This is a genomic window from Paludibacterium denitrificans, assembly GCF_009707705.1.
Lineage (GTDB): Bacteria > Pseudomonadota > Gammaproteobacteria > Burkholderiales > Chromobacteriaceae > Paludibacterium_A > Paludibacterium_A denitrificans.
The window spans coordinates 126,664-151,174 of sequence record NZ_WLYX01000001.1; the positions used below are offsets into that span (position 1 = coordinate 126,664).

The window sequence follows — 24,511 nt, forward strand, 5'->3', positions numbered from 1 at the left end:
GATAATCATGGAACGAATCGGATTCATCGGCCTTGGCCTGATGGGGCAACCCATGGTGCGACGGCTACTGGCGAGCGGCCTGAGTGTCAACGTCTGGAACCGCTCCAGCGATAAAATCGCCGCGCTGGCCGCCAGTGGCGCCCACAGCATGCCATCGATTGCCGAACTGGTACGGCAAAGTGACGTGCTGATGCTGTGCGTCTCCGACACCGCTGCCGTGGAAGACGTGGTGTTCGCCGAGCACGGCATCATTCACCACGCCCGCGCGAGACAGTTGCTGGTGGATTTTTCCAGCATTGCGCCGGAAGCCACGCGGAGTTTTGCCTTGCGCCTGCAACAACATTGCGGTGTTGCGTGGGTGGATGCTCCGGTATCGGGCGGTGTCGTGGGAGCCGAAAGCGGCAAACTGGTAATCATGGCTGGTGGCGAAGCCGCAGATATCGAGCGCCTGCGCCTACTGACCGCACCACTGGCGCAGAAACTCACGCACATGGGGCCGGTGGGCAGCGGGCAAGTGACCAAAGTGTGCAACCAGCTGATCGTCGCCGCCAATGCCATGCTGATTGCCGAGGCAGTATCGTTGGCCGAAAAAAACGGCGTCAACGCCAATCTGCTGGCTCCGGCACTGGCAGGAGGATTCGCCGATTCGCTGCCATTGCAAATTCTGGCACCGCGCATGGCGGAACGCAGCCATCAACCGGTGCAGTGGAAAGTCGCCACCTTGCTCAAGGATCTAGACAACGCGATGACGCTGGCCAAAAGCAGTGAAGCCTCCTCGCCACTGGCAGCACTGGCCACGCAGCTGATGCGTCTGCATGCCCACCAGGGCCATGGCAGCGAGGATTTGAGTACCGTCATCCAGCTTTATGGAGACGCCTGATGCTACGTCTTTCGGCCAACCTTACCCTGCTCTACCCCGACTTGCCATTAGGCAAACGCTTCGACATGGCCAAGGCAGTTCTATGCTTAAGCGTGGAAATCCAGTTTCCCTACGACACCCCGATCACCGAGCTGCACGACGCCATGGCGCGTACCGGTCTGCCCATCGTACTGATCAATATCCCGGCGGCGGATTTGCTGCAAGGCGGGGACGGACTGGCCTGCGTACCCGCTCGCCAGCAGGAATGGGCAGGTGCGGTAGAGCAGGCCCTGCGCTGGGCACAAGCCCTCAAGGTACCCACGGTCAACCTGCTGGCCGGGCGACAACCCGCTGGGCTAAGCCGTGAAACCTGCCTGCAAACGCTGGTTGATAATGCCCGCCATGCCAGTAGCAAGTTGGCCGAACACGGCATCCGCGTGGTCTGTGAAGCCATCAATCACCACGACATGCCGGGCTACCTGCTACCCACGTCGCACGATCTGGCCGAACTGCTTGCCCGGGTAAATCATCCCAATCTGGGCATGCAACTGGATCTTTACCACATGGCACGCATGGGCGAAGACATCGCCAGCGTGCTGACACAGCAAGCCGCACACATCGGCCATCTGCAGTTTGCTGATGTGCCCGGCCGGGGAGCACCGGGAACCGGATCGCTGGATTTCCCCGCGCTGTTCCGGCTGATCGCGCAGCTTCCTTACCATGGCTGGTGCGGTGCCGAATACCGCCGACAAGCCGATGATCCAGGCTGGATGAGCAACTGCCTGCCCGGCACTTGATACAAGTCAACCCGGACAGCACACATAAGCGGGCAAAATAACGCCGTTTTGTAACGGTTTTCAAGCAACCCGCTCAACTTGATGGCGGCCTTTTGGTCGCCTGTTTTTTTACTGGCCACATCAACGCCCATAGCTACGCCACCTTGCCAGCGCCAGCCAAACTGGTGCAAACATCAGTAAATCAAAGATTTACCAACTCAAACGGGTAAATATCCTTGCCATGAAATGGCTTTAGGGGTATAGTCCGCCCCTTGAAGTTTCCGACGGGCTTTCTTCTGTCATTCACACCCAGCCCGCTCATGAACTCTAAGTTCATCGTCCCTAACCGCTTTTCAGGCTTCGTCCACGGAATATTCCCTACTCGGACCGCTGTTCGCCGCTTGCCTGGTTGGTGCCGATGATTCGGGTGGCCCAATAGAGATGGCCACGATCTACCGCCTCCCAGGCCAAGACACGCCGGTGCACTACCGGCTAAAAGGACAACATGCAATTTTCCGATCTGGGTCTTGCACCCACCATTACCCGTGCCCTCGACGAAGCTGGTTACACCACACCGACACCAGTACAAGCTGCCTCGATTCCTGCTGCGCTAGCCGGTCACGACCTGCTGGTTTCCGCACAAACGGGTAGCGGTAAAACCGCCGCCTTCCTGCTGCTAACCCTGATGAAAGTCAGCCAACGCTCCACCGGTAGCGGCAATGGCCCGCGCGTACTGGTGTTGACACCGACCCGCGAACTGGCCCAACAAGTTGAAAAGAACGCCATGCAGTACGCAGCCTAGGCATGCGCTGGTTCCGTACCGTTAGCCTGGTCGGCGGCTCCTCTTTTGGTTTCCAGACCCGCGCCCTGTCGCGCCCGATCGACCTGATCGTCGCCACCCCGGGCCGTCTGATGGACCACATGCGCTCTGGCCGCGTGGATTTCTCCCGTCTGGAAATGCTGGTACTGGATGAAGCTGACCGCATGCTGGACATGGGCTTCATCGAAGATATCGAAACCATTGTCAAAGCCACGCCGGAAAGCCGTCAAACCGTGCTGTTCTCCGCTACGCTGGATGGCACCGTTGGCCGACTGGCCGCCAAGCTGACGCGCGACCCGCAACGCATTGAAATCGCTCGCGAAGAAACCGGTGGCTCGATTGAAGAGCACCTGCTGTACGCCGACGACATGAATCACAAGAACCGCTTGCTGGATCACATCCTGAAAGAAGCGGGCTTCGATCAGGCGGTGATTTTCACCGCCACCAAGATTGGCTCCGAAGAACTGGCTGACAAGCTGTCGGATCAGGGTTACTCCGCCGCCTGCCTGCATGGCGACATGCCGCAAAGCTGGCGTAACCGCACGCTGAACGACCTGCGCCGTGGCCGCATCAAGATTCTGGTGGCCACCGACGTAGCGGCTCGTGGTATCGACGTGCCGACCATTACCCACGTTGTAAACTTTGACCTGCCGAAACAGGCCGAAGACTACGTACACCGTATCGGCCGTACTGGCCGTGCTTAACCGCGACGGTACTGCCATCACGTTGGCCGAATCCAAGGAATTCCACAAGGTTCGCCGCATTGAACAATACCTCAAGCGCCAGATCGTGGAAGCCGTGATTGAAGGCATGGAACCGACCCGCCGTCCACCCAAAGGCGGCCCGCGTCGCAACGGCAGCGGCAATGGCCAACGCCGTCATGGCAGTGGCACCGGTAACGGCCGCAGCTACGGCAGCAACCGTCGCGAAGGTGGCTACAGCAGCCAGCGCGGCCCGCGCTCGGGTAGCGGCCAAGGCCAGCGTAGCCATTCCCGCAGCAGTGCCGACTAAGCCTCAGCCCTGTCTGACATGAAAAAAGCGACCTTCGGGTCGCTTTTTTATTGACGCCATCAACGCCACCGATCAACACCCACCACCGCTTAATCCAACTCCAGCGGCGGCAAACCATGCCGCGCACGGGCCCGATTGCAAGCTTACCGAACACACCAATCGCCGCACGCGCTCCAAACTCACGGCATGGCGACGGACGCTCCTTGTAAATCCCGCAGTGGACGGACTCGCCCACCGTACCCACCAGCGCCGCACAACGCGGCTGCGCATAGTCGGTTCCACGCAACCGGTACAGGGTGGTGGTTTCCTGATCGGCCAAACCACTTGGCACCAGGCCGCCGGGCTCGCTATCCAATTCGGAATAATGGAAAGTCACACGGAATGCAGCGCAGCACGCACCGCAGCTCATACAGACGTTATGGGAAGGACGGTTGGACATGACAACGATTAACCCAGAGGTTCAGGCAGCAAAGGCGCGATTTTGATCAGAAATGCGATTTTCAGCAAGCGACAGGCGGCTAGATTCCAAACGGACTGATATTTAGCGCTCCCGCCAGCTCTTCGCCAAACTGCTCTTCCAACTCCTGCCGGGCCGTGCGCGGAATATGCACCGGCAATACTGCACGCCGGATTGGTTCGGTCTGACCAAGAATAACTTCCTCAAACCCCAAAGCATTGGCTTCGGCGTCATCCGGATTATCCAGCTTGATTCCCATGCGGTTCAGATAAAGGGTGAAAGCTTCCACCCGGAAATAATCACGCGGATGCTCCAGCATGTGCCGCACCAGATCAAGCACCCCGGTCAGCTCGGACAAAGGCCGTAATTCGGCCAACTGCTGCTCCACTTCGCGCAGGCGTTGCTGCAATTCTTCGGCCGTCTCTGGCAAAGAGGCCAGATTGGCGGTTGCATCAATCACCGGCTACCCGGTGTCGTCAAGGCGTTGAGTTTCAGCAGAATATGCGAGCGCTCTCCTTCCAGCTCAACACGACTGCGGTCCAACAGATGCAAGCGCCGGACCATCGCTTCAATCAACACATCCAGACAACGCCCGGCCATGGTTGATTGTAGCACTGCAGACGACGGGCACGTCAGCAACAACTGGTGATTATCAAAACTCACCACCACCTGCGGCACATCACTGAGAATCTCGCCATTTTCTTCTGACATGCCAAAACGACGGGTTTCCGAGCGATGCATGCTCAGCAAGCCCCGTGCTTCGTCACCATTAGAAGCATTAAGAAAGAATTCGCTCAGATTCTGGCTGTCACGCAAAAACAGCAACAGACTCAACGGGCTGGAGAACAACAAGCCAATACGTTTATCGGTAGTAAACGCACGCAGCGACAACTCAAGGGGAGGAGGAAGATGTGACGGAATACCGGCAAGATACGCCAGCGAAGTTTTCATGCCCTTGCTGAGTTGTGACCGATAGCCCGGCAACAAACGCAGGCGCGGATCGGTACCATCAATCACCTTCTCGATGGCGGCCACCACCTGCTCATTGTGACGGCGGGTCGATCCATCCATCCCCAACCATTTCAATAACGCCGCCAGCATCCAAACACCTCCCAAGCAAAGCGACAGTGTGCCACGGATTACCGTGACTGACACCCGTGACCCAAAAGTTTCTTGAGGTAATACAACAATCCCTATAGACCAGGATCATCAACTCAACACATACCGAAGACCCAAAACAAAAAACGGGGCATTTAGCCCCGTTTGGTTATGGACATCCAGCCCATCAGATGGTTTCGTCATCCCGCAGATAACGCCACTGCCCGGTCGGCAAATTGCCCAGCATGATATTGCCGATGCGGATACGTTTGAGCCCGACCACGCGCAGCCCCACCATTTCACACATACGGCGAATCTGGCGTTTTTTGCCTTCACGCAGGACAAAACGTAACTGATCCCGGTTTTGCCAGCACACCTTGGTAAAGCAGCAGCGCTTCGCCATCGAGTTTCAAGCCGTGGTTCAACAGCTTGAGTCCCTGCTCGGAAAGCTGCCCCGTCACCCGCACCAGATATTCTTTTTCAACATTGGAATGCTCGCCAATGATGTGTTTGGCGATGCGGCCATCCTGCGTCAATACCAGCAGCCCCACTGAATCGATATCCAGCTATCCAGCCGGTGCCAGTCCGCGCAAATGCGCCAGAGAAAAGCGCTGCTTGCTGCTATCTTCCTTCCAGTGGTTTTCTGGCTTGATCAACACGACGGCTAAGCTCGTAACCTTTTTCTGCCTGTCCGGAGACATAGCCTACCGGTTTGTTGATGAGGATCGTGACACGAGAAGACTGGGCATCCTGAGCCTTCTTGTCCACCTCGATCACGTTATGCGGCAATACCTTCTGCCCCAACACCGCGACCTCGCCATCAACCTTGACCCAGCCTTGCTCAATATAGCTGTCGGCCTCGCGACGCGAACAGATGCCCAACTCGGCCATTTTTTTGGAGAGGCGAACAGGTTCCATGTAACTTTCCATAATGAAAAAAGCGGCACCAATGCGCCGCCTAGCAACGGGTGACTATTGTACGGGGATTCGAGCAGAACAACCAAGAACAACAAGGCGCGGGCAAAGCCAAAGAAAAGCCCGGAGGGCGCGGGGGTAGCGTCTCCGGGCAGATAGAATAATACCAATACTAAAGAGTGGAACAAAAACCAAAATGGTTACAATCACAAACCAAAAGAGATTGGCAGCCGGTGCTACTATCCAAAAAAGTCATCACCGCCAACGAGCGACACTTTAGCCTGAATCACCGCTGGCTCCAATCCGTAGAAATTCGTAGTGACCTCCGTTGATTGGATACAACCGTCATCCCGCCCCGTTTATTCGGCCAACCTTGCCGCTCATCAGGCGGCTTTTTGCCTGGCTTTGCGTTGCCCGGTGTAGTGCCACCATGGCAACGCCACTCCGGTATTCATATAGGTAACGATGGAGGCAAATACATCAAGCACACATGGGTCGGGAGCCTGCCCTGTCATGACGCCCAACTCGTCGTACAACTGGCTGGGGTCCTGCCCCCGCAGCTGTGACGGGTGCTGAATTCCCAGTAACAACAAACCGGCCTCCAGACGCGGGCCAATATTGGGCAAATCGCGCAAACATGATGCGGCTTCCGGTGGTGGGCAACGAGAGGGATGCATCAGACGCCTCCATTCAATCAGGTAAAATCAACAACGGCATTCGTACATGACAGTGCATTGGTATTTTGAAAATGTACTGGCGAAAACTGACTGTCGATGCGCGAAAATTCCGTGGTAATTATTGAGCACATTAACAATTACATTGATTAATACACACGAATTTTTATTATTAGAATCAGATAATTGCACTCAAATAAAAATATGACAAAAAGGCATTTCGGTAAAAACCTGCCAATCCGCAATATTTCCTAACAGATTGCTCCGCTGGGCTGATGCGGTTTTTCTTTATACTGCGTCCATACCTTCTCAGGAGAACAACTATGCTGCTCAAAAAATGGACCCCGATTATTGCCCTGTGCTTGTTGTCCGGCCTCAGTCAGGCCGGTTCGGCCAACACCGACGCCATTCTTGGCGGTGCACTGGGTGGCGCAGCCGGTGCAGCGGTAGGTCAGGCAGTTGGCGGACGTGATGGTGCCATGCTTGGCAGCGCCATCGGTGGCGCTACCGGCGTAGCCGTTACCACCAGCCGCAGCGAACCGGAATACCGTGGTGGCTACCGCGATGGTCGACGCCGCCATGATCGCGGTCATCACTATGGCTGGCGTCACCACCATGGCCGTTAACTGATTAACAGCCATACCCAGACAAAAAGGCTGCCACAGGCAGCCTTTTTGATATAGCCCGCGCCAAACCTCAATGCAACATGTCGTAGGCCAGCTTGAGAATGAGACTGGTCGTCAACAGCAAGAACAGCACCCGCACAAAGCCTGCCCCTTTTTTCATAGCAATATAAGTGCCAGTCATGGCGCCCGCCACGTTAAACGCCGCCATCGGCAAGGCGTAATGAAACAATACGTTGCCAGAGGGGATGAAGAACGCCAGCGCGGCCACATTGGTGGTGAGGTTTACCACCTTGGCCGCTGCCGACGCGTGCAGAAAATCAAAGGCAAAGAAGCGAATGAACAGAAACATCAGGAAACTGCCGGTCCCCGGCCCAAACAAGCCGTCGTAAAAGCCGATGGCACCACCGATCAGCATCCCCATGGCCATTTCGCGGCGACCGATGGCCACCGGCTTGTGCAGCTTGCCAAAATCCTTCTTCCACAGCGTATACACCGCCATAACCATCAGCAGCACCAGTACCATCGGGCGCAAGACTGCTTTGGGAATATGGCTCACGGCCGCCGCTCCAGCAAACGACAGCACAAAGGCCGCGACGGCGGCGGGCAAAATCAGGCGCCGGGCAACTTGACCTGCTTCAGGTAGGATCGCGTGGCCGAGAGTGTCCCAACCGCCGATGACATCTTATTGGTACCAAATAGCGTGGCTTAAGCTGGGATATGTGGCAAGGCACTGAACAGGGCGGGAATCTGGATCAGGCCACCACCGCCGACGGCAGCATCGATCAGCCCGGCCATATAGGAAAAAACACACAGGAAAGTCAGGGTCAACAACATACATAGTCTCCAATCAGGGCGACATTATATGTTTTGCAACCCTCGTGAGGTGACCTTGTCGAGCAACAAGGCCATTCGTTTCATGCAGGCTGACAAGCGGTTTCGGCCAACCTGTCCGTTGCCGCCGCATCATCACCGCAATGCACCAGCAGGCTAACGGCGCAGCAACTCCGGATTGGTTTTTACCAGTTCAATGATCAGCTGCCCCAAGCCTTCCCACAGAATTTGCACGCCGAGGCACAGCAGGATGAAGGCCGACAGGCGCAAGAACACCACGGAACCGGTTTGCCCCAGATAACGCAGCAGTTTGTCAGCATGGCGATAACACAGGTACACCAGCACGCTCAGTGCCAATACCGCCGCCAGGGCTGGCCAACGGGGCGATGGTGTATTTGACCAGCGCCTGTCCGGAACCGGTGAGCGACGCGCCGACGGTGATCGCCACGGAAATGGAGCCGGGGCCAACCGTAAGCGGAAAGGTGAGCGGAAAAAAGGCGCGCTGTTTGAGCTGATCGCGATTTTCCGAACGCGCCGGGGCGGAGCTGGGCTGGTTGTTTTCCGCCGGCGTGTCGTTCAGCATGCGCCGGGCGGCAATGGTAATCAACAGACCGCCAGAGAGCTGCACCACCGGCAGTGAAACGCCAAAGAATGACAGCACAAAGGTGCCGACATACATGCTGCCCAACAACAGCAGAAAGCAGTACATGGCGATGCGCAAGGCCAGATACTTGCGCTGCTGTGGGGTGTTGTGCACCGTCAGCGAAATAAAAATCGGCACCAGACCGGGCGGATTGATCAGAGGCAGCAAGGCCGCCACGACAAACAGGAATTTGCTGGCGAAAATAGACAACAGTTCCATAGCGAGTCTGACTCCGGGCACCGCCCTGTTGATGAAAGGGAGTGGATTCTAACAGCTGTTTATCGCATTGAATGAATAGCGTGACAAGCAGTGAGGTAAGATGGCCAGTAAGCAAGCGGGCCGCAGTCTAAGCAAACAACAGCAGTGCGCCTGATTTTTACGGCTGACCATGGTGTTGCGCGAGGAAGATGGCAATCAGGGTTGGCCGAAAACCCTCACCGCTTCGGCCAACCTTCCCGGAACATCAGGCGTGATGTCTCAATGAACGCTGGTGCAGTACGGTATGGCTGGTAATCAGCAACACAGCCAGCCAAATCGGGCCATAGGTCAGCCATTGCGCCGCGGTGATCGGCTCGCCCAGCAGGGTGATCGCCATGACAAACAACAGCGCCGGTTCAACATAACCCAGAATACCCATCAAGCCTAACGGCAAAGCGCGGCTGGCCGACAGATAACACACCAGCGCTACCGTGCTGATCACGCCAAGGCCCGGCAACAGCAGCCAGAACACCGGCCGATGCAACACGCCCCAGCCGCTGGGGTCCTGGGTAAACAGCATCCACAACGCCGTAGCCGAGCATCAGCCCAATCTCTACCGCCATGCCGGTAATGGCATCCAGCCGCGCCCAGCGACGCAGCATGAAATACGGCGGATAACCGGTCATCACCCAAACCGTCGACCAGAAAGCTGGCGCGTCAGCCACAACTCATGAGCCACGCCAAGCATGGCACAAGCCAGCGCCAGCCATTGCAGCCGGTAGAGACGCTCGCGGTAAAACAGGCGGCCAGCCAGCACCATGGTAAACGGCAGCAGGAAGTAACCCATGGCCACCGGCATGGCCTCGCCATGCAGCGGCGCCCACATGAACAACCATAGCTGAGACCCCAGCAGCGCTGCCATCAGCGGCAGCACCAGCCACAGTGATTTCTCACGACTGATGCGCGCCAGCAATGCCCGCTGCGCTTCCCACTGACCACGCCAGCTCACCACCAGCAGCACACCGGGAAAGGTCCAGACCACGCGCCGGGCGTAAATCGCCAAACCATCCAGCGGCTTGAGCAGCGTGACATAGCCGGACAAGAAGGCAAACAACACCGATGCCGCTACCGATTGGGAAATCCCCTTGCCGGATTGGGCCTGCGCATACGACATGACAACTCTCCAGAAACCAGACCATGGTTCCGCTCGACTACCACCACAGCGACGGCGCATGAGACTTGGAACAGGTGAGAGAAAACTGTATCGTTAAGCCCTGTACAGTGACAGACACAGACCGGCCTCACTGTATAGCTTCAAGCCCCAATACAGTGCATATGCACCATTACTGGTTATGCCATGCCCGCCATTATCGACATCAATGCCAACCGCCCCGAGCCGCTGGTCAAACAAATCGTTGACGGCCTGACGCGCCACATCGGAAACGGCCTGTGGCATAGGAAGCCGCGCCCCGAGCATCCGCGAGTTTGCCAAAGCCCATGACGTCTCGACATTTACCGTGGTGGAAGCCTATGAGCGGCTGGTCGCCCAGGGGGCTACTCAAGGCCCGGCGTGGAGCAGGTTTCTACGTCACCGGCCCGGTGGCCAGCACCGAAACGGGGAAACCGGCACCGGAACAGCTGACCGAGCGCGCCATAGACAGTGGCTGGCTGTTACGCAAAGTGTTTGAGCATACCGAAGGCAACCTGCACGCTCGGCTGCGGCTGGCTGCCAGCCAACTGGCACCATGAGGAAGGCATCGGCAAGGGTTTGCGTCAGTTGGCGTTGCGGCCGCAGGAAGTGGTGCCCTATGGCCAACCCAAAGGCTATGAACCGCTGCGCCAGTTGGTAAGCCGCCAGTTGGCCGAACTGGAAATCGACGCGCCGCCGACGCAGATTCTGCTCACCTCCGGTGCGATTCAGGGGCTGGATCTGGTCGCCCGCCGTTTTACCCAGCCGGGCGATACCGTTCTGGTGGACGATCCGGGCTATAGCGATTTGCTGTTTGCCTTGCGTCTGCGCGGGCTCAAGCTGGTGGGCGTGCCGATGACGCCCAATGGCCCGGACATTGCCGCACTGGAAAACATCCTCAGCGAACATCAGCCGCGGCTGTACTTCACCAACACGCAACTGCAAAATCCGACCGGGGCCAGCTATAGCACTGCCACCGCGTTTCAGGTGCTAAGGTTGGCCGAAAAACACCAGTTCAGGATCGTGGAAGATAATGTATCGGCTGATCTGGTTACCGGGCGCGCCCTTACGCTGGCCGCCGCCGATCAACTCCAGCGCGTGATCTACATCGGCAGCTTTTCCAAGACCATCGCGCCGGGGCTGCGCGTCGGCTTCGTCGCCGCCGAACCCGCTCTGCTGGACGAACTGGTGTATTACAAGCTGGCATGTGGCATGGCCACGCCGGAATTGAACGAGCAGCTGGTACACGCCATCTATCAGGAAGGCGTGGTGCGCAAGCATCTGGAACAGCTGCGCGGTCGGCTGGCGCGGGCGCAGGAGCGCACCGGTCAACGGCTGGAAAACGCCGCCTTTACCCTATTCCACCAACCCGGTGCTTGAGCGATGTTTGTCTGGGCGCGGCCACCGGAAAATACGCTTTCGGCGCTGGCGTTGTCACAACAAGCCGTGTCGCACCACATCTTGCTGGCGCCCGGCCACTTGTTCCGACCCAATCAGGAAGATTCGCCATGGCTGCGCTTCAACGTGGCGTATTCCAATAACGACAAACTGTTTGCCTTTCTGGCGCGGGCACTATCACAGCCCGCCGCATGAACCGGCTGAGTGACCAGAGAAATCAGAAGTCCACCTTGCCACGTAGCGCCTTGGTGACACCACGCTTGGCCTTGCCCTGCAAGCGGCGCTGACGCGCGCCGAAGGTGGGCTGGGTGGCCTTACGCACCTTGGGAGTATGGCTGACGCTATCCACCAGCGCCTGCAGGCGCAACAGCGCATCGGCACGGTTCTGCTCCTGAGTACGATATTGCTGCGCCTTGATCACCAGCACGCAGTCCTTGGTCAGGCGCTGGTCCGCCAGCGCCAGCAGGCGCGCCTTGATCTCATCCGGCAACGATGACGCCCGCACATCAAAGCGCAAATGGATGGCCGACGAGACTTTGTTGACGTTTTGCCCACCCGCGCCTTGCGCGCGCATTGCCGACCATTCCACCTCGTCCTCGCGCACCGGATATCTGGAAACCGACATAGGCGTCACCACGACAGACAAAATAACATTGTAGCGGCTATGCCAAGGTTGGCCGAACGACAATGCGCCATTACGCAAGCCAGCCTGCCGTCAGCTGCCAGCGTCAATAGAAACAAGGCACTACTGGCAACATGGGCTATAATCCGCGCTTTCAATCACCTCCGCACAGGACGCACATGGAAGTCAGAGACAGCAACGGCACCCAGCTTAACGACGGCGATACCGTACAAGTGATCAAAGACCTGAAAGTAAAAGGCTCTTCCACCGTGATCAAGCGCGGCACGGTTTTCAAGAACGTCCGCCTGCAAGAAGACGATGACGAGCACGTTGAATGCCGTAACGACAAGATCAAGGGCCTGATGCTGAAGACCTGCTTCCTCAAGAAGTGCTAACCACACCTGCCCCACGGTTGACGGCCGCACTCGTTACTGAGGCGGCCGTTTTGCATGACAACACCGCTGCCTCTATTGACAACACCGGCCATGCCACCTTAAATGCCGATACCAAACGTACGGCTGGCAACTGGCAGCGTACTCTCTAACCACACAGGAAATCCTCATGGCCATTACCGTAAACGGCGTTGAACTGACCGAAGAAATGATTGAAGCCGAACAGGCTAACCACGCTGAAACCCCGAGTCCGCGCGACGCCGCCATCCAGCAGCTGGTACTGCACACCCTGCTGCTGCAACGGGCCAAGGAACAGGGCCTTGATACCAGCAACGAAGGCCGGGCCATTGGCACCCTGCTGGATCAGGAACTGCACTTTACGCCGGTAGACGAAGCCGCCTGCCGGGACTTCTACAATCAGCATCCGGAACAATTCAGCCAGGGCGAAAGCGCCGTGGCCAGCCATATCCTGTTCAAGAACGAAGGCGGCAACGAGCTGTCCGCTACGCTGACCAAAGCCAAAGCCGAAGGCGTGTTGGCCGAAGTACAAGCCAATCCGTCCCGTTTTGCCGACCTCGCCCGCGAACACTCCGCTTGCCCGTCCGGCAAGCAAGGTGGCGACCGGGCCAGTTTGGCCGCGGCCAGATGGTGCCGGAATTTGACCAGGCCGTGTTCACCGCCGAGGCAGGTCAGATCGTCCCCAATCTGGTGGAAACCCAGTTTGGCTACCACATCATTCAGGTAAACGATCGCCAAACTGGCGGCAAGATGGCTTATGAAGACATCAAGGATCGCCTGCAGCAATACCTCAACGAAATGGCTGGCCGCCAAGCCATGCACCAGTACCTGAGCCAACTGGTGGATGCCGCCAAGATCGAAGGCTACTCGATGGGCGGAAAATAATTTCCGACCGAGCGATGCGCAAAAAAACCGGACCTCGCGTCCGGTTTTTTTATTGCAGCAGGCCAATCATCGCCGATACGGCAATGGCCTGCCGCGTATCTCAGTAATAAAAGATCTCTCGCCGCGTCACCAGACAACCCGCATCAGACTGTGGCGTCATGTAAAGAAAAACCGTCTTGTTATCGTTGCGCAGTACGGTTGTGTGCTTATTGAGCGAGCCGTGCATCGTGAACTTACTAAACGCCTCATCGCGCAACACGACGCAGCTTTTTGCCCAATAAGCCGTTTCGTTGTACTCGGCAAAGCACTGCCCCGTCTTGTCTGGCCCGACAATCAACGATACATGGCTGTCGCCATCGGGATATTGCTTCACGATCAGGCTGGAAAACGGCCGACGGTCTGGACTGCGCTCGTTCCATAAATCATGCGAGGCGTGCTGTGCGACATCTTTCACCAAATAAGTCGCGATCTCTTTCAACGGCGCCATGCACGATTTAACGCCAGCCTCACGGGCACTAGCCACGGGAGTAGGTTCTTCCTCCGCCTGAGCCATGGCAGGCAAGAGCAGCGCCAGCAGCGTGGCAGGCAAGATAAAGGCTTTGAGCATAAGCATCTCCGACGAAGCACATGGTTAAAGTCACCTGAAGCCATGCCACCTTATCTGCGCCACAGGCAGCCGCTCCTGATACAGATCAGAAACCGTGCAACCACGGCGACAAGGCTGGCCGAAAAGGGAGGAGTCAGGACATAAAAATGGCGGGTATCAATAACCCGCCATGGCCTACGCCCATCCGGCTTCTCAGCCGGATGCTTCCGTTGTCATGAACCTAGCGTTCATATTCCAGACGGCCGTCTTCAGTCACCAATTTGCCCGCCACACGCCGCAACTTCAATTGATCAAACGGCGGCGGCGCCACCTGACTCAGGTCATCCACGGCAAAAGCCGTCAAGCGTGCGTCCGCCCGCACCGGCGGAATATCAAACCACTGCCGGGCGCCGTTATCGCCCTGACGCCGCAAACCGGCCCGTGTCCAGCGCTCCGTCGCAGGCATCGCCACCATGGCATCGCCGTTACGGTCGGTCACGGCACTAGTCAGCTTGCCGGAGGCACTTTGAAACTGCACTTCAATACCGGTCGCCGGGCCGACGCCGGGCATGCCAACAATCGCCAGCCAGTGCCCGTCTTCCGCCGGGCGGCGAATGCGCAGCTCGCCTTCTTCAAACAGCCGTAATTTAGGCGTGCCTTTCGGCGCATCGGGGGTAAGCACCACTTCATCACGCTCTAACACCCAATGGCCTTGGGCATAGCGATCCATGGCACCGTAGCTCATCGTCCACTCAAAGGAGCCATCGGGTTGCAATTTCAGCTCCGAGCCCACTTCACGCATGTTTTTGGCGTAATAATGCCCGACAAGTTTCGCCGCTTTCGGCGCCATGGGCGATGCAGCCAGGCCGATTGCGCTCCACCACATCAACGCCACAGCCAACCAGGTTTTAACCATGTTTCACACCCTTTCAATGACGAGGACATGAAGATAGCCGTTTATGTCAGAACATGACAGCAAGCGCGGTTAGCTGCCCGGTCTGACCGGGCAAAAAGTGGAACGGAGTAATCAAACCAGACGAAAACAAGCTCGCAGACAAGACAACGATCACAGCAACCAGTCGAGCAACTCCAGCCCCACCCAGTTGGCGGCGATCAGCCCCAGCGCCCACAGCAGAATGTTTTCGCCAGCTTTTTGCCGAATACCAGCGACGGCAACCCAACCATAGCCGAGCGAAGCCAAGGCACATACCGCCATTTCACCCCACGAGCCAATAAGAAAACGGCCCGGCAAATGGCCCAGCCACTCCACCAGCACTACCGCCAACAGATTGAAACCGGCCAGCCAATACAACAAACGATAGACCGGCGCACGAACAGAAGGCATAAAAACTCCGCGATAGACAACGAACAGCGGCAAGCATACGCGCTTGCCAGCGCACGCCAAAGGGTCACGCCTGCACGGCAATAACCTATTGGCGTTGCCGACCGCCAGCCTCAGCGATTAAAGATCAAACACCCGGCCACGATTAAGCAGCCCTTGCGGATCGAGCGCTTGTTTCAGGGTACGCATCACGGCGATTTCCTGCGGGCTGCGGCAAGCAGCCAGCCAGGCTTTTTTCTCGGTACCGATCCCGTGCTCGGCCGATACCGAACCGTTGCGACCATCCAGTGCCTGGTACACCACCTGATCGGCATCGGCATGAGTGGCAGCCGCGTCTTCCGGCTGCAAAAACAGGTGCAGGTTGCCATCGGCGATGTGGCCAAACAGCAGACAGCGACCGTTCGGCCAACGTGTCTCGAACTCCGCGACTACCGCCCGGCCGTAGCTCTCCATCTCGCGCAACGGCAAGCTGACGTCGTAAAGATAAGTGGGATGCCCGGCCAGAATATGCTCAAAATTTTCACGGATGGCCCACAGCGCATGGCGTTCCGTTTCGGAACGAGGCAGCACGGCATCGGCAATGACGCCCTCTTCCATCAAGCGGCTCAACACCCGCATGAAACGGGCGCTGTCAGATTCCGGTTCCGCGCCCTGCGCTTCAAGCAGCACATAAAACGGATACTTACCCGACATGGGCGCCCGATGACCACCGGGAGCCGTGGCCGCCTGATAGTAGCTTTGCCACATCACCTCATACGAACTTAATGTCTTAAGCAAGATCGCGCTGCATGTGGTGCAGCAGCGTCATCACCTGCTCGAAATTATTGACGGCCAACAGTGCGGCATCGCGGCTAGAGGGCAACGGATGCAGCCGCACCACCACGCGGGTGACAATGCCAAGCGTGCCTTCGGTACCGATCATCAGTTGCTTCAGGTTATAGCTAAGCGTTGTTTTTGAGCATGGGCGACAAGCTGGACAGCACGGTGCCATCGGCCATCACCGCTTCCAGCCCCAAGACCTGATCGCGCATCATGCCATAGCGCAGCACGTTGATGCCGCCTGCATTGGTGGCAACATTGCCGCCAATGGTGCAACTGCCGCGTGCGCCCAGATCCAGTGCAAACAACATGCCATGGGCGGCGGCTTCATCCTGCAGGGTTTGCAATACCACGCCCGCCTGCACCACGGCGGTACCGGCCAGCGGGTCGATCTGTTCAATCACGTTCATGCGTTCCAGCGAGATGATGACTTCTTCCCCGCTCGCCACCGCGCCTTGCACACAGCCGGTCAGACCACCCTGAGTCACCACGGGCTGGCCGAACCGGTGGCAAATGGCCAGCGCCCGGCTGACCTCTTCGGTACGGCGGGGTTTGACGACCGCCAGCGCCTGCGTGGGCGACGCATCCCAATAGCTGGTGGCGCGCTCATGGACGGCGGCGCCAATTTGCACGATATCCTGTCCCAATTCGGCCAACAGCGCTTCTACTACCTGTTGCATGACTTGTCTCTCTTTGCCGGGGCGCCTTATCATGCGCCCGCATCATTCCGATTACCCGCAAACCTGTCATACAGGTTTGTCAGTCACTATAACAACAGTTGCCATTTCGGCCAACGTGATACGGACTCCCTCATGCCATCCAGTGATGATCATCTAGCGCCCCAGCCTTCGTCCGGCACTCTGGTGGACCGCACCATGCAGGCAATTCTGGATTATCTCTACGGCGAAAAACTGGCGGTGGGTGATGCCTTACCCGGCGAAAACCGGTTTGCAGAACAATTGGGGGTCAGCCGTACCGTGGTGCGCGAAGCCTTCAAATCGCTGGCGGCCATGCATATTTTGCAACTGGCCAATGGCTAAGCGTGCACGCGTGGCACCGTTTGATGGCGCCATCATCAACCAGATGTTGACGCACGCACTGCGTACCGCCCAGCTCAATGCGCCCCAATTATGGGACGCCCGCCAAGCGCTGGAGTACCGCATTGTCGAACTGGCGGCACTACGCCGCACAGCGCAAGACGTGGCTGAGCTACAAGGGCTGGTTGAGGCCATGCAGCTGGCCGTCAACGACCCAGCCACCATGACCGAACTGGATATCCGCTTTCATACAACGCTAGCCAGAATCAGTGGCAATCCGCTGTTTCCGGCACTGATTACAGCACTGGCTTAAGCACCATCCGCGAAACCAATCCGCTGGTCTGGCGCCAGCGGCAAAGTGCCGACACTCGCACCGCCGTAGTAGCGGTACATGCCAAGTTGGCCGAAAGCATCGCCGACGGCGACCCGCAGGCAGCGCAGCAAGCACTCAAGGCGCACTTCGATCTGGCGTTTCGTGACCTGATCGCCGCCGGTCTGCATTAAACAGGTAGTTGGCCGAATACTGCTTCCCCCGTGGCGGGGTCAGAGGCAAAAGGAACTTGTCATTCGGGTTTAGGCTATCAACTCTGGCAACCTTCAGGGACGACACGACAACAAGCTGGCCGAGATAGCCGGTTTTGACAGGAAACTACTGGACAGGTTGGCCGAAAACTGGCCAACAACAAGGCGGGCGCACCATCAAAATGGCTATCGCGCTACGCGGAAAAATAACGCACAGACACCATGCGGCTCGGCGGGCGCCACCGTTACGCGACGACAACCACCGCACTAATCAGGACGGGGCGAGGCCTGCAACGCGCGGTTGACCAGCGCCACGGTCTTGCCGTTGATCACCGTCTTCAGGCCACCGGCCAGTAGCCGTTGCCGGGCAATAGCGGAACGGATACCGGAACGGCAATAAGTCACCACCACCTTGTCCTGCTTTTTTAGCGATTCCACCTGACCGGCGAGCACCGATAACGGCACATTAATTGCCCCCTCAACATGCCCTGAGGCGTACTCGGCAGGCTCCCGCACGTCGACAATGATGGAACCCTCGGGAATCACCAACGCCTGCCGTGGCAAACCGAGCAACCTACAGAAGAAATCAAGCATGACCACCTCATTGTTTCAGCGCATTCAACCGGACAATCCAGCAGGCCGCATGCAATCCCTGTCACGGCACAGCAAAACCGTAAGATAACGCCAGCAAGCGCAGAGTTGATGCCACCGGGAAACACCGTCCCCACCGGCTTTGGGGGCTGCTTTGTCACCCCATGCCATAAAAATTGGCCCAGATACCAACCGGCATAGGCTCTATATTTTATTTTCTCATATATTATAAATAAGCATAAAATAATCGAGCCATAAATCAGCTGGCCCGGGCGATTCGGCCAGCATGGTTGGCTAACATTTTGCAGGCCGCACCCCGGCTACAAGCGATCGCTGGCCTGCGCTACACTTTGAAATACCGGATAAAAACCTGCAGCACACACCGTGCTTCGCACATCACTTGCGCACCCACATCATGAACAGCACAACAACACAACCTAACTGGGAAGAACGCTACCAAAGCGTCGGCGCCGACTACCTGTTTGGCACCCAACCAAATGAATTTCTGGCCTCTTGCCAACCGCTTTTCAACGCCGGAGAAACGGCAATTTGCGTCGCTGATGGCGAAGGACGCAATTCCGTCTGGCTGGCAAAACAAGGGCTGGATGTGACGGCGGTGGAATACTCCCCCACCGCGCTGGCCAAAGCCGAACACCTCGCCGCGCAGCATGGCGTGAAGGTTTCGTATGTAAAAGCCGATATCCTCGCCGCAGACTGGCCTTCAAGTCCTACGGCACAGTATGACTGGGTAATCGCCGTCTTCATCCAGTTTGCCGACGCCCGCCAGCGGGCCAAACAGTTCAATGACCTCAAGGCACTGTGCAAATCCGGCGGGCGTATCCTGCTGGTGGGCTACACCCTCAAACAGCTGGAGTATGGCACGGGCGGCCCATCCAATCCGGACAACCTGTATAGCGAAGAATTGCTGCAACAGGCGTTTGCCGATTACCAGATCGAAACCTTGCGTTCGTACGAAAAAGTGCTGGATGAAGGCAGCCGACACCGCGGCCAGTCGGCGGTCGTGGGGATGATTGCGGCCAAGCCATGAGCCATCGAGGCGATTGCAGCATGCCAGCTCACCACAAGAGGTATTGCTGCCGCCCGAGCACGGCAACAGACATTTAGCGATAGGACACCCATCGAGGAGCCACCATGTCAGAGCCACTCCATATCGTCTGCCCCCACTGCCGGGCTATCAACCGGGTTCCCGAATCAAGGTTGGCCGAACAGCCACGCTGCGGCAAATGTAGCCAGCCGCTGTTTCAAGGTCAGCCCAGCGCACTGGATCAGCACAGCTTTGACCGCATGATCATGCGCAACGATATTCCGGTACTGGTCGACTTCTGGGCGCCGTGGTGCGGCCCATGCAAGATGATGGCGCCGCAGTTTGCGCAAGCCGCTGCCACACTGGAGCCGCGTATTCGCCGGCCAAAGTCGATACCGAAGCCGAGCAAGGATTGGCCCAGCGATTTGCCATCCGCAGCATTCCTACCCTGATTTTATTCAAGCAAGGGAAAGAAATTGCCCGCCGGGCTGGCGCCATGGGAGAAGCAGACATCGTCCGCTGGGTACGGACCCAGATCTAGCCGTTGCTGGCGCCATTTCGGCCAACTTGCACAAAGAATGATTAAACCGCCCTTTCATCCAGGGCCGGGTTTGCATGCAATGGCGCTTTCGGCTTACTCATTGGTGGCAAAACGCACCTGATTCCGCCCGGAATTTTTGGCCTGATACAGCGCCCGATCCGCGCGATTCAGTAATGCGTCGATGGTGTCATCGGAGGAGCGCATGGTGGATACACCAATGGATACGCTGACGGGTACCGGCATGCCGCTTTCCGGCGAAGGTAACGCTTCGGCAATCACTTTTCTCATCCGCTCGGCCACATCCAGTGCTGCATACAGCCCGGTTTGCGGCAGCAGCACGGCAAATTCCTCGCCGCCCAGCTTAAGCCAAGAATATCTTCGTAGCGCAAGGTTTCCTGACACAGCCGGGCGACCGCCACCAGCACGGTGTCGCCTACCTTGTGGCCGTATTCGTCGTTGATTTTCTTGAAATGGTCCAGATCGAGCATCAGCATGGACAGCTGGTTGTCATAGCGGGCGGCGCGGTGCAACTCCTGCTCGGCACGTTCCATGAAATGCCGCCGGTTGTACATGCCGGTCAGGTAGTCGATGTGGGCCTGTCGAACCAGCTCCTGCTCCATCAGCTTGCGCTCGGTCACATCGGTATGGGTGCCACACATGCGCGTCGCCCGCCCAAGCTCGTCGCGCTGCATCACTTTGGCCTGATCAAGTATCCAGCGAATGCTGCCGTCCTTATGCAGCATGCGGTACTCCAGCTTGTGGGCGGAAGAATAGCCTTCGATGGCATTCAGAATGGATGCCCGTGCGCGTGCCCGGTCTTCCGGATGAACAAAATCAGACCATTGCTGAGTGGTATGACGGATTTCTTCGTAGGTGTAGCCAAGCATGATCGCCCATTGCTCGTTACGGTCGACCTCACCCGTTGCAATGTTCCAGTCCCAAAACCCCAGCTCGGCCCCTTCCAGCACAAACTGCAGCTGCGTAGCGCGTTCGTGCAGCGCCGCCTCGGCGTTCTTGCGCTTGGTGATGACGTCGAACAGGGAGATGAAGTGCCCGGCTTTGGGCGAATAGGCGGCAACAGAAAACCACTGCCCCAGCGTTTCGGAAAACAGCTCAAAGACTTCCGGCTTGCCGCCTTGCGACACCCGGCCATAGGTTTCCAGCAATGAGGCGTGCGAAGTGCGAATATCCGGGAAAATCTCGCTGATGTATTTGCCCACCACACCATCCAGACCGGTAAGCCGATGAAACGCCGGATTGGTATACAGGCACAGCACATCATAGGGCTGATCGTCATGAAAAATCATGCGGCAGTAGGCAACCCCACTGAGCATATGCTGCAGCAAGCCATCAATCTCGTCTTGCGAGAGTTTCTCGATGAATTCAGAGGAATCCGGCCGAGGTAACAGGGCGTTGGGCGACACGGTCATGGCGACATGCACTCGAGGTTACCGGTGAAAAAATGTTACACGAATAATGACGTGAGCACGTGTAATTTTCCAACTACCACGGTAACCCAAAACACACGGGCCACAACCAGCTGGTTGGCTACTTAAACCGGTCGGCAACACCTGACTAACGCCTACCCCGAAAACCGCCAAAACAAATAACGACAATGTCATCATCATGGGCAAATAAAAAGGCAGGAAACCCTGCCTTTTTACCCAGATCATCAGGCCAGTTTTGCCAACTGTCCCTTAACCTTCTCCAGCTTGTCATGCAGTTCGGCCAACTGCGCCTTGTCGCGTTCCACCAAGTGCGCCGGGGCTTTGTCGACATAGCCCGGTTTTTCCAGTTTGGCGGTCAGCTTGGCCAGTTCCGCTTCGACCTTACCCTGCTCCTTGGTCAGGCGTGCGGTTTCAGCGGCTTTGTCGACTTCCACCTTCAGCATCAGGCGGGCGTTGCCGCTGATCGCCACCGGTGCATCGTCTTCCGGCAATTTGGCAACGATGGAGCCTTCGGTCAGGCGGGCCAGCAACTTCAGGTACGGCACGAAGTCAGCCACGGTGGCATCAGCGGTTTCGATAAACAGCGGCGCCTTGACGGCCGGGCCGATGCCCATTTCACCACGCAGGTTGCGCACCGCGTTGACCATGTCCTTGAAGGCGGCCATGCGCGCGTTGGCTTCGGCATCGATCTTGTCGCTCTGCGCCACCGGCCGGCAGCCATCATGATGGAGTCGGTATGCTTGGCATTGGCAAGCGGCGCCACGGTTTGCCACAACTCTTCGGTGATGAACGGCATGATCGGATGCGTCAGGCGCAGCGCCACTTCCAGCACGCGCACGATGGTGCGGCGGGTGGCGCGTTGCTGTGCCTCGTTACCGGTTTGCAGCTGTACTTTGGCCAGTTCGACATACCAGTCGCAGTATTCGTTCCAGATGAACTCATACAGCGTTTGTGCGGCCAAGTCGAAACGGTAGGTTTCCAGCGCGTGGGTCACGTCCGCTTCGGTCTGTTGCAGCAGGCCAATAATCCATTTATCGACAAAGCTGTACTCCAGCGGCAGGGTTTCATCCTGACCGCAGTCTTTGCCTTCCACGTTCATCATGACAAAACGGGTGGCGTTCCACAGCTTGTTGCAGAAGTTGCGATAACCTTCGGCACGCTTGAAGTCGAAGTTGACCGAACGCCCCAGGCTGGCATAGCTGGCCATGGTAAAGCGCAGCGCATCGGTGCCATAGGCCGGGATGCCATCCGGGAACAGCTTTTCCGTGGCTTTCTTGATCTGCGGCGCCTTTTCCGGGCGACGCAGGCCGGTGGTACGTTTTTCCACCAGACGCGGCAGGTCGATACCGTCGATCAGGTCCACCGGGTCGATCACGTTGCCCTCGGACTTGGACATCTTCTTGCCTTCGTGATCGCGCACGATGCCGTGGATGTAGACATCGCGGAACGGCACTTTGCCGGTGAAGTGGGTAGTCATCATGATCATGCGCGCCACCCAGAAGAAGATGATTTCGTAGCCGGTTACCAGCACTTGCGACGGTACGAAAGCACGCAGCTCGGGGGTATCGTTCGGCCAACCCAGCGTGGAGAACGGCACCAGCGCCGAGCTGAACCAGGTATCCAGCACATCATCGTCACGGCGCAGGGTCTTGCCCGGTGCCTTGGCCTGGACTTCTTCCAGAGTTCGGCCAACGTATACCTTGCCGTCTTCGTCGTACCACGCCGGAATCTGGTGGCCCCACCACAGCTGGCGGCTGATACACCAGTCCTGAATGTTGTTCATCCACTGGTTATAGGTATTGACCCAGTTTTCCGGGATGAAACGCACCTGACCGGATTCCACCGCGTCAATGGCTTTTTGCGTGATGGATTTGCCCGTGGCATCGCCCTCACCCACTTTGGTCATGGCCACGAACCATTGGTCCGTGAGCAGCGGTTCGATGACCGAACCGGTACGGTCGCCACGCGGCACCATCAGCTTGTGCGGTTTCACCTCAACCAGCAGGCCCTGTGCCTGCAAGTCGGCCACCATGGCTTTGCGCGCTTCGGCCGTGGTCAGGTTTGGCATATGCCGCTGGCAGGTCGATCGTACCTTGCACCGAGCCGTCGAAACCAAACACTTGTGCCTTGGCCAGCATGGTGGCTTGCAGGCTCATGACGTTGATCAGCGCGGTATTGTGGCGCTTGCCGACCTGATAGTCGTTGAAGTCGTGCGCCGGGGTAATCTTGACGAAACCGGTGCCAAAGGCGGCATCGACGTAATCATCGGCAATCACCGGGATCTGGCGGCCAGTAAGCGGCAGTTCCAGCATTTTGCCCAGCAGATGCTGATAGCGTTCATCGTTGGGATTGATGGCAACGGCCACGTCACCCAGCAGGGTTTCCGGACGGGTGGTGGCAACGACCACCGTTTCGTCGCTACCAACCACCGGGTAGCGGATATGCCACATGTGGCCGTCTTCTTCTTCCGACACCACTTCCGGGTCGGATACGGCCGTCCCCAGTTTCGGGTCCCAGTTGACCAGACGCTTGCCGCGATAGATCAGCCCTTGCTCGAACAGGCGGACAAACACCTCGCTCACCACTTCGGCGCGGGTGCTATCCATGGTGAAGTATTCGCGGCTCCAGTCCACCGAGCAGCCGACGCGGCGCATCTGGCTGGTAATGGTGCCACCGGATTTTTCCTTCCACTCCCACACCTTGCCGATAAAGGCTTCGCGCCCGAGATCATGCTTAGGCTGACACCCTGTTCGGCCAACTGGCGCTCGACCACGATCTGCGTCGCGATACCGGCGTGGTCCGTCCCCGGAATCCACACGGTGTTATCGCCCTTCATGCGATAGTAACGAGTCAGGCCATCCATGATGGTCTGGTTGAAGGCATGGCCCATGTGCAGCGTGCCGGTAACGTTGGGCGGCGGCAACTGGATACAGAACGCTGGGCGGGTGGAATCCATGTGCGGCTGGAAATACCCAGCCTGCTCCCATTGGTCATACCAGCGGCGTTCGATGTCGCCCGGTTCAAAGCTCTTGGCAAGTTCCATGATGCGGTTTCGATTTTTTGCAAGGTAAAAAATGGGTATGATTATAGCGCATCCCATCCGCCTGCCGGGCGGCATCTGCGACGACGGGCAATTGGCATAATCCAATCAACAGGTTATGCTAAATG

The 24,511-nt window shown here is 57.7% G+C and carries 34 protein-coding genes and 5 pseudogenes; 16 read left to right on the top strand and 23 right to left on the bottom strand.

Annotation, left to right across the window (positions count from 1 at the left end; translation table 11 throughout):
• Positions 1 to 7: 7 nt before the first annotated feature.
• The 3 genes and pseudogenes from GKE73_RS00905 to GKE73_RS00915 all read left to right on the top strand — a co-directional run bounded on the left by GKE73_RS00905 (position 8) and on the right by GKE73_RS00915 (position 3,466).
• Positions 8 to 880, top strand: coding sequence for an NAD(P)-dependent oxidoreductase (locus GKE73_RS00905; RefSeq protein ID WP_230368720.1), 873 nt, complete (start codon positions 8 to 10; stop codon positions 878 to 880).
• Positions 880 to 1,656: a hydroxypyruvate isomerase family protein gene (locus tag GKE73_RS00910; protein WP_230368721.1), complete on the top strand. Its 777-nt coding sequence runs from the start codon at positions 880 to 882 to the stop codon at positions 1,654 to 1,656. The genes GKE73_RS00905 and GKE73_RS00910 overlap by 1 nt, the downstream gene beginning before the upstream one ends.
• Positions 1,657 to 2,140: 484 nt before the next feature.
• Positions 2,141 to 3,466: pseudogene (locus tag GKE73_RS00915) on the top strand (DEAD/DEAH box helicase).
• Positions 3,467 to 3,695: 229 nt separating this feature from the next.
• Here GKE73_RS00915 and GKE73_RS25200 read toward each other — a convergent pair.
• The 5 genes and pseudogenes from GKE73_RS25200 to GKE73_RS00940 form a co-directional block, all read right to left on the bottom strand.
• A pseudogene (locus GKE73_RS25200) lies at positions 3,696 to 3,905 on the bottom strand (YkgJ family cysteine cluster protein); the annotation flags it as partial.
• A 79-nt stretch (positions 3,906 to 3,984) separates the two neighbouring features.
• Entirely contained in the window at positions 3,985 to 4,383 is a 399-nt protein-coding gene (locus tag GKE73_RS00925; RefSeq protein WP_230368722.1) for a hypothetical protein, read from the bottom strand.
• Positions 4,380 to 5,024: a hypothetical protein gene (locus GKE73_RS00930; RefSeq protein WP_230368723.1), complete on the bottom strand. Its 645-nt coding sequence runs from the start codon at positions 5,022 to 5,024 to the stop codon at positions 4,380 to 4,382. The genes GKE73_RS00925 and GKE73_RS00930 overlap by 4 nt, the downstream gene beginning before the upstream one ends.
• Before the next feature lie 184 nt (positions 5,025 to 5,208).
• Positions 5,209 to 5,939, bottom strand: a pseudogene (locus GKE73_RS00935) (pseudouridine synthase).
• Between the two features lie 380 nt (positions 5,940 to 6,319).
• Positions 6,320 to 6,613, bottom strand: a complete 294-nt coding sequence (locus GKE73_RS00940; RefSeq protein WP_230368724.1) for a helix-hairpin-helix domain-containing protein — start codon at positions 6,611 to 6,613, stop codon at positions 6,320 to 6,322.
• 320 nt (positions 6,614 to 6,933) lie between these two features.
• Here GKE73_RS00940 and GKE73_RS00945 point away from each other — a divergent pair, with 320 nt between their 5' ends.
• Positions 6,934 to 7,236 (top strand): YMGG-like glycine zipper-containing protein, encoded by a 303-nt coding sequence (locus GKE73_RS00945; protein ID WP_230368725.1) that lies wholly within the window; start codon positions 6,934 to 6,936, stop codon positions 7,234 to 7,236.
• A 70-nt stretch (positions 7,237 to 7,306) separates the two neighbouring features.
• Here GKE73_RS00945 and GKE73_RS00950 read toward each other — a convergent pair whose 3' ends face one another.
• Positions 7,307 to 7,843 (bottom strand): sulfite exporter TauE/SafE family protein, encoded by a 537-nt coding sequence (locus GKE73_RS00950; protein WP_312854328.1) that lies wholly within the window; start codon positions 7,841 to 7,843, stop codon positions 7,307 to 7,309.
• A gap of 98 nt (positions 7,844 to 7,941) precedes the next feature.
• The gene (locus tag GKE73_RS24440; RefSeq protein ID WP_312854329.1) at positions 7,942 to 8,070 is read right to left on the bottom strand and encodes a hypothetical protein; all 129 of its coding nucleotides are present in this window, start codon (positions 8,068 to 8,070) and stop codon (positions 7,942 to 7,944) included.
• A gap of 28 nt (positions 8,071 to 8,098) precedes the next feature.
• On the opposite strand from GKE73_RS24440, the gene GKE73_RS22010 reads away from it, so the two are divergent.
• The gene (locus GKE73_RS22010) at positions 8,099 to 8,227 is read left to right on the top strand and encodes a hypothetical protein (protein WP_280954668.1); all 129 of its coding nucleotides are present in this window, start codon (positions 8,099 to 8,101) and stop codon (positions 8,225 to 8,227) included.
• Here the strand turns inward: GKE73_RS22010 and GKE73_RS22015 are convergent.
• The 5 genes from GKE73_RS22015 to GKE73_RS00970 form a co-directional block, all read right to left on the bottom strand.
• Entirely contained in the window at positions 8,224 to 8,406 is a 183-nt protein-coding gene (locus tag GKE73_RS22015; protein ID WP_312854330.1) for a MarC family protein, read from the bottom strand. The genes GKE73_RS22010 and GKE73_RS22015 overlap by 4 nt on opposite strands.
• Positions 8,381 to 8,929, bottom strand: a complete 549-nt coding sequence (locus GKE73_RS00955; protein ID WP_280954669.1) for a MarC family protein — start codon at positions 8,927 to 8,929, stop codon at positions 8,381 to 8,383. Before GKE73_RS00955 ends, GKE73_RS22015 begins: the two co-directional genes overlap by 26 nt.
• Before the next feature lie 244 nt (positions 8,930 to 9,173).
• Entirely contained in the window at positions 9,174 to 9,488 is a 315-nt protein-coding gene (locus GKE73_RS00960) for an EamA family transporter (protein WP_230368726.1), read from the bottom strand.
• Between the two features lie 105 nt (positions 9,489 to 9,593).
• Positions 9,594 to 10,082 carry an EamA family transporter gene (locus tag GKE73_RS00965; protein ID WP_230368727.1) on the bottom strand — a complete coding sequence of 163 codons (489 nt, stop codon included), beginning with the start codon at positions 10,080 to 10,082 and terminating at the stop codon, positions 9,594 to 9,596.
• A 93-nt stretch (positions 10,083 to 10,175) separates the two neighbouring features.
• A complete protein-coding gene (locus GKE73_RS00970) occupies positions 10,176 to 10,364 on the bottom strand; it encodes a hypothetical protein (RefSeq protein ID WP_230368728.1) in 189 nt (62 codons plus the stop codon).
• 74 nt (positions 10,365 to 10,438) lie between these two features.
• On the opposite strand from GKE73_RS00970, the gene GKE73_RS00975 reads away from it, so the two are divergent.
• Genes GKE73_RS00975 through GKE73_RS00985 form a run of 3 tightly spaced genes read left to right on the top strand, consistent with a single transcriptional unit; the run spans position 10,439 to position 11,690 of the window.
• A complete protein-coding gene (locus GKE73_RS00975; protein WP_230368729.1) occupies positions 10,439 to 10,657 on the top strand; it encodes a hypothetical protein in 219 nt (72 codons plus the stop codon).
• Complete coding sequence (locus GKE73_RS00980) at positions 10,593 to 11,477, top strand: aminotransferase-like domain-containing protein (RefSeq protein ID WP_230368730.1); 885 nt, start codon at positions 10,593 to 10,595, stop codon at positions 11,475 to 11,477. The genes GKE73_RS00975 and GKE73_RS00980 overlap by 65 nt, the downstream gene beginning before the upstream one ends.
• Positions 11,478 to 11,480: 3 nt before the next feature.
• Positions 11,481 to 11,690, top strand: coding sequence for a hypothetical protein (locus tag GKE73_RS00985; protein ID WP_230368731.1), 210 nt, complete (start codon positions 11,481 to 11,483; stop codon positions 11,688 to 11,690).
• A gap of 22 nt (positions 11,691 to 11,712) precedes the next feature.
• On the opposite strand, the gene arfB is transcribed toward GKE73_RS00985, so the two are convergent.
• Positions 11,713 to 12,198: an alternative ribosome rescue aminoacyl-tRNA hydrolase ArfB gene (gene arfB / locus GKE73_RS00990; protein WP_230368732.1), complete on the bottom strand. Its 486-nt coding sequence runs from the start codon at positions 12,196 to 12,198 to the stop codon at positions 11,713 to 11,715.
• Positions 12,199 to 12,296: 98 nt separating this feature from the next.
• On the opposite strand from arfB, the gene GKE73_RS00995 reads away from it, so the two are divergent.
• Positions 12,297 to 12,512 carry an alkylphosphonate utilization protein gene (locus GKE73_RS00995; RefSeq protein WP_230368733.1) on the top strand — a complete coding sequence of 72 codons (216 nt, stop codon included), beginning with the start codon at positions 12,297 to 12,299 and terminating at the stop codon, positions 12,510 to 12,512.
• A gap of 205 nt (positions 12,513 to 12,717) precedes the next feature.
• A pseudogene (locus tag GKE73_RS01000) lies at positions 12,718 to 13,251 on the top strand (peptidylprolyl isomerase); the annotation flags it as partial.
• Positions 13,252 to 13,512: 261 nt separating this feature from the next.
• Here the strand turns inward: GKE73_RS01000 and GKE73_RS01010 are convergent.
• The 6 genes from GKE73_RS01010 to GKE73_RS01035 all read right to left on the bottom strand — a co-directional run bounded on the left by GKE73_RS01010 (position 13,513) and on the right by GKE73_RS01035 (position 16,839).
• Complete coding sequence (locus GKE73_RS01010; protein ID WP_230368734.1) at positions 13,513 to 14,019, bottom strand: hypothetical protein; 507 nt, start codon at positions 14,017 to 14,019, stop codon at positions 13,513 to 13,515.
• A 220-nt stretch (positions 14,020 to 14,239) separates the two neighbouring features.
• Positions 14,240 to 14,914, bottom strand: coding sequence for a hypothetical protein (locus GKE73_RS01015; protein ID WP_230368735.1), 675 nt, complete (start codon positions 14,912 to 14,914; stop codon positions 14,240 to 14,242).
• 150 nt (positions 14,915 to 15,064) lie between these two features.
• Positions 15,065 to 15,343 (bottom strand): hypothetical protein, encoded by a 279-nt coding sequence (locus GKE73_RS01020; RefSeq protein WP_230368736.1) that lies wholly within the window; start codon positions 15,341 to 15,343, stop codon positions 15,065 to 15,067.
• Between the two features lie 117 nt (positions 15,344 to 15,460).
• The gene (locus GKE73_RS01025) at positions 15,461 to 16,117 is read right to left on the bottom strand and encodes an FAD-binding oxidoreductase (RefSeq protein WP_230368737.1); all 657 of its coding nucleotides are present in this window, start codon (positions 16,115 to 16,117) and stop codon (positions 15,461 to 15,463) included.
• A complete protein-coding gene (locus GKE73_RS01030) occupies positions 16,110 to 16,262 on the bottom strand; it encodes a hypothetical protein (RefSeq protein ID WP_230368738.1) in 153 nt (50 codons plus the stop codon). Before GKE73_RS01030 ends, GKE73_RS01025 begins: the two co-directional genes overlap by 8 nt.
• A 19-nt stretch (positions 16,263 to 16,281) precedes the next feature.
• Positions 16,282 to 16,839, bottom strand: a complete 558-nt coding sequence (locus GKE73_RS01035; RefSeq protein WP_230368739.1) for an FAD-binding oxidoreductase — start codon at positions 16,837 to 16,839, stop codon at positions 16,282 to 16,284.
• A 132-nt stretch (positions 16,840 to 16,971) separates the two neighbouring features.
• On the opposite strand from GKE73_RS01035, the gene GKE73_RS01040 reads away from it, so the two are divergent.
• The 3 genes from GKE73_RS01040 to GKE73_RS22025 are packed head-to-tail and all read left to right on the top strand — an operon-like array spanning position 16,972 to position 17,700.
• Complete coding sequence (locus tag GKE73_RS01040) at positions 16,972 to 17,199, top strand: FadR/GntR family transcriptional regulator (protein ID WP_230368740.1); 228 nt, start codon at positions 16,972 to 16,974, stop codon at positions 17,197 to 17,199.
• Positions 17,192 to 17,509: a FadR/GntR family transcriptional regulator gene (locus tag GKE73_RS22020; protein WP_280954671.1), complete on the top strand. Its 318-nt coding sequence runs from the start codon at positions 17,192 to 17,194 to the stop codon at positions 17,507 to 17,509. Before GKE73_RS01040 ends, GKE73_RS22020 begins: the two co-directional genes overlap by 8 nt.
• 23 nt (positions 17,510 to 17,532) lie before the next feature.
• On the top strand, positions 17,533 to 17,700 hold the full coding sequence (locus GKE73_RS22025) for an FCD domain-containing protein (protein WP_376767402.1): 168 nt from the start codon (positions 17,533 to 17,535) through the stop codon (positions 17,698 to 17,700).
• A 285-nt stretch (positions 17,701 to 17,985) separates the two neighbouring features.
• On the opposite strand, the gene GKE73_RS01050 is transcribed toward GKE73_RS22025, so the two are convergent.
• Complete coding sequence (locus GKE73_RS01050) at positions 17,986 to 18,312, bottom strand: rhodanese-like domain-containing protein (RefSeq protein WP_230368741.1); 327 nt, start codon at positions 18,310 to 18,312, stop codon at positions 17,986 to 17,988.
• Between the two features lie 397 nt (positions 18,313 to 18,709).
• Here GKE73_RS01050 and GKE73_RS01055 point away from each other — a divergent pair, with 397 nt between their 5' ends.
• From GKE73_RS01055 to GKE73_RS26365, 3 genes are all read left to right on the top strand, one after another.
• Positions 18,710 to 19,357, top strand: a complete 648-nt coding sequence (locus GKE73_RS01055) for a class I SAM-dependent methyltransferase (RefSeq protein WP_230368742.1) — start codon at positions 18,710 to 18,712, stop codon at positions 19,355 to 19,357.
• A 104-nt stretch (positions 19,358 to 19,461) separates the two neighbouring features.
• Positions 19,462 to 19,806 carry a thioredoxin domain-containing protein gene (locus GKE73_RS01060; RefSeq protein ID WP_446686317.1) on the top strand — a complete coding sequence of 115 codons (345 nt, stop codon included), beginning with the start codon at positions 19,462 to 19,464 and terminating at the stop codon, positions 19,804 to 19,806.
• Positions 19,767 to 19,895, top strand: coding sequence for a thioredoxin family protein (locus GKE73_RS26365; RefSeq protein ID WP_446686318.1), 129 nt, complete (start codon positions 19,767 to 19,769; stop codon positions 19,893 to 19,895). Before GKE73_RS01060 ends, GKE73_RS26365 begins: the two co-directional genes overlap by 40 nt.
• A 93-nt stretch (positions 19,896 to 19,988) precedes the next feature.
• On the opposite strand, the gene GKE73_RS22030 is transcribed toward GKE73_RS26365, so the two are convergent.
• From GKE73_RS22030 to GKE73_RS01070, 3 genes and pseudogenes are all read right to left on the bottom strand, one after another.
• A complete protein-coding gene (locus GKE73_RS22030; RefSeq protein ID WP_312854331.1) occupies positions 19,989 to 20,234 on the bottom strand; it encodes a GGDEF domain-containing protein in 246 nt (81 codons plus the stop codon).
• Positions 20,180 to 21,325, bottom strand: a complete 1,146-nt coding sequence (locus GKE73_RS01065) for a sensor domain-containing diguanylate cyclase (protein WP_280954672.1) — start codon at positions 21,323 to 21,325, stop codon at positions 20,180 to 20,182. The genes GKE73_RS22030 and GKE73_RS01065 overlap by 55 nt, the downstream gene beginning before the upstream one ends.
• A gap of 242 nt (positions 21,326 to 21,567) precedes the next feature.
• Positions 21,568 to 24,386: pseudogene (locus tag GKE73_RS01070) on the bottom strand (valine--tRNA ligase).
• Positions 24,387 to 24,511: the final 125 nt, after the last annotated feature.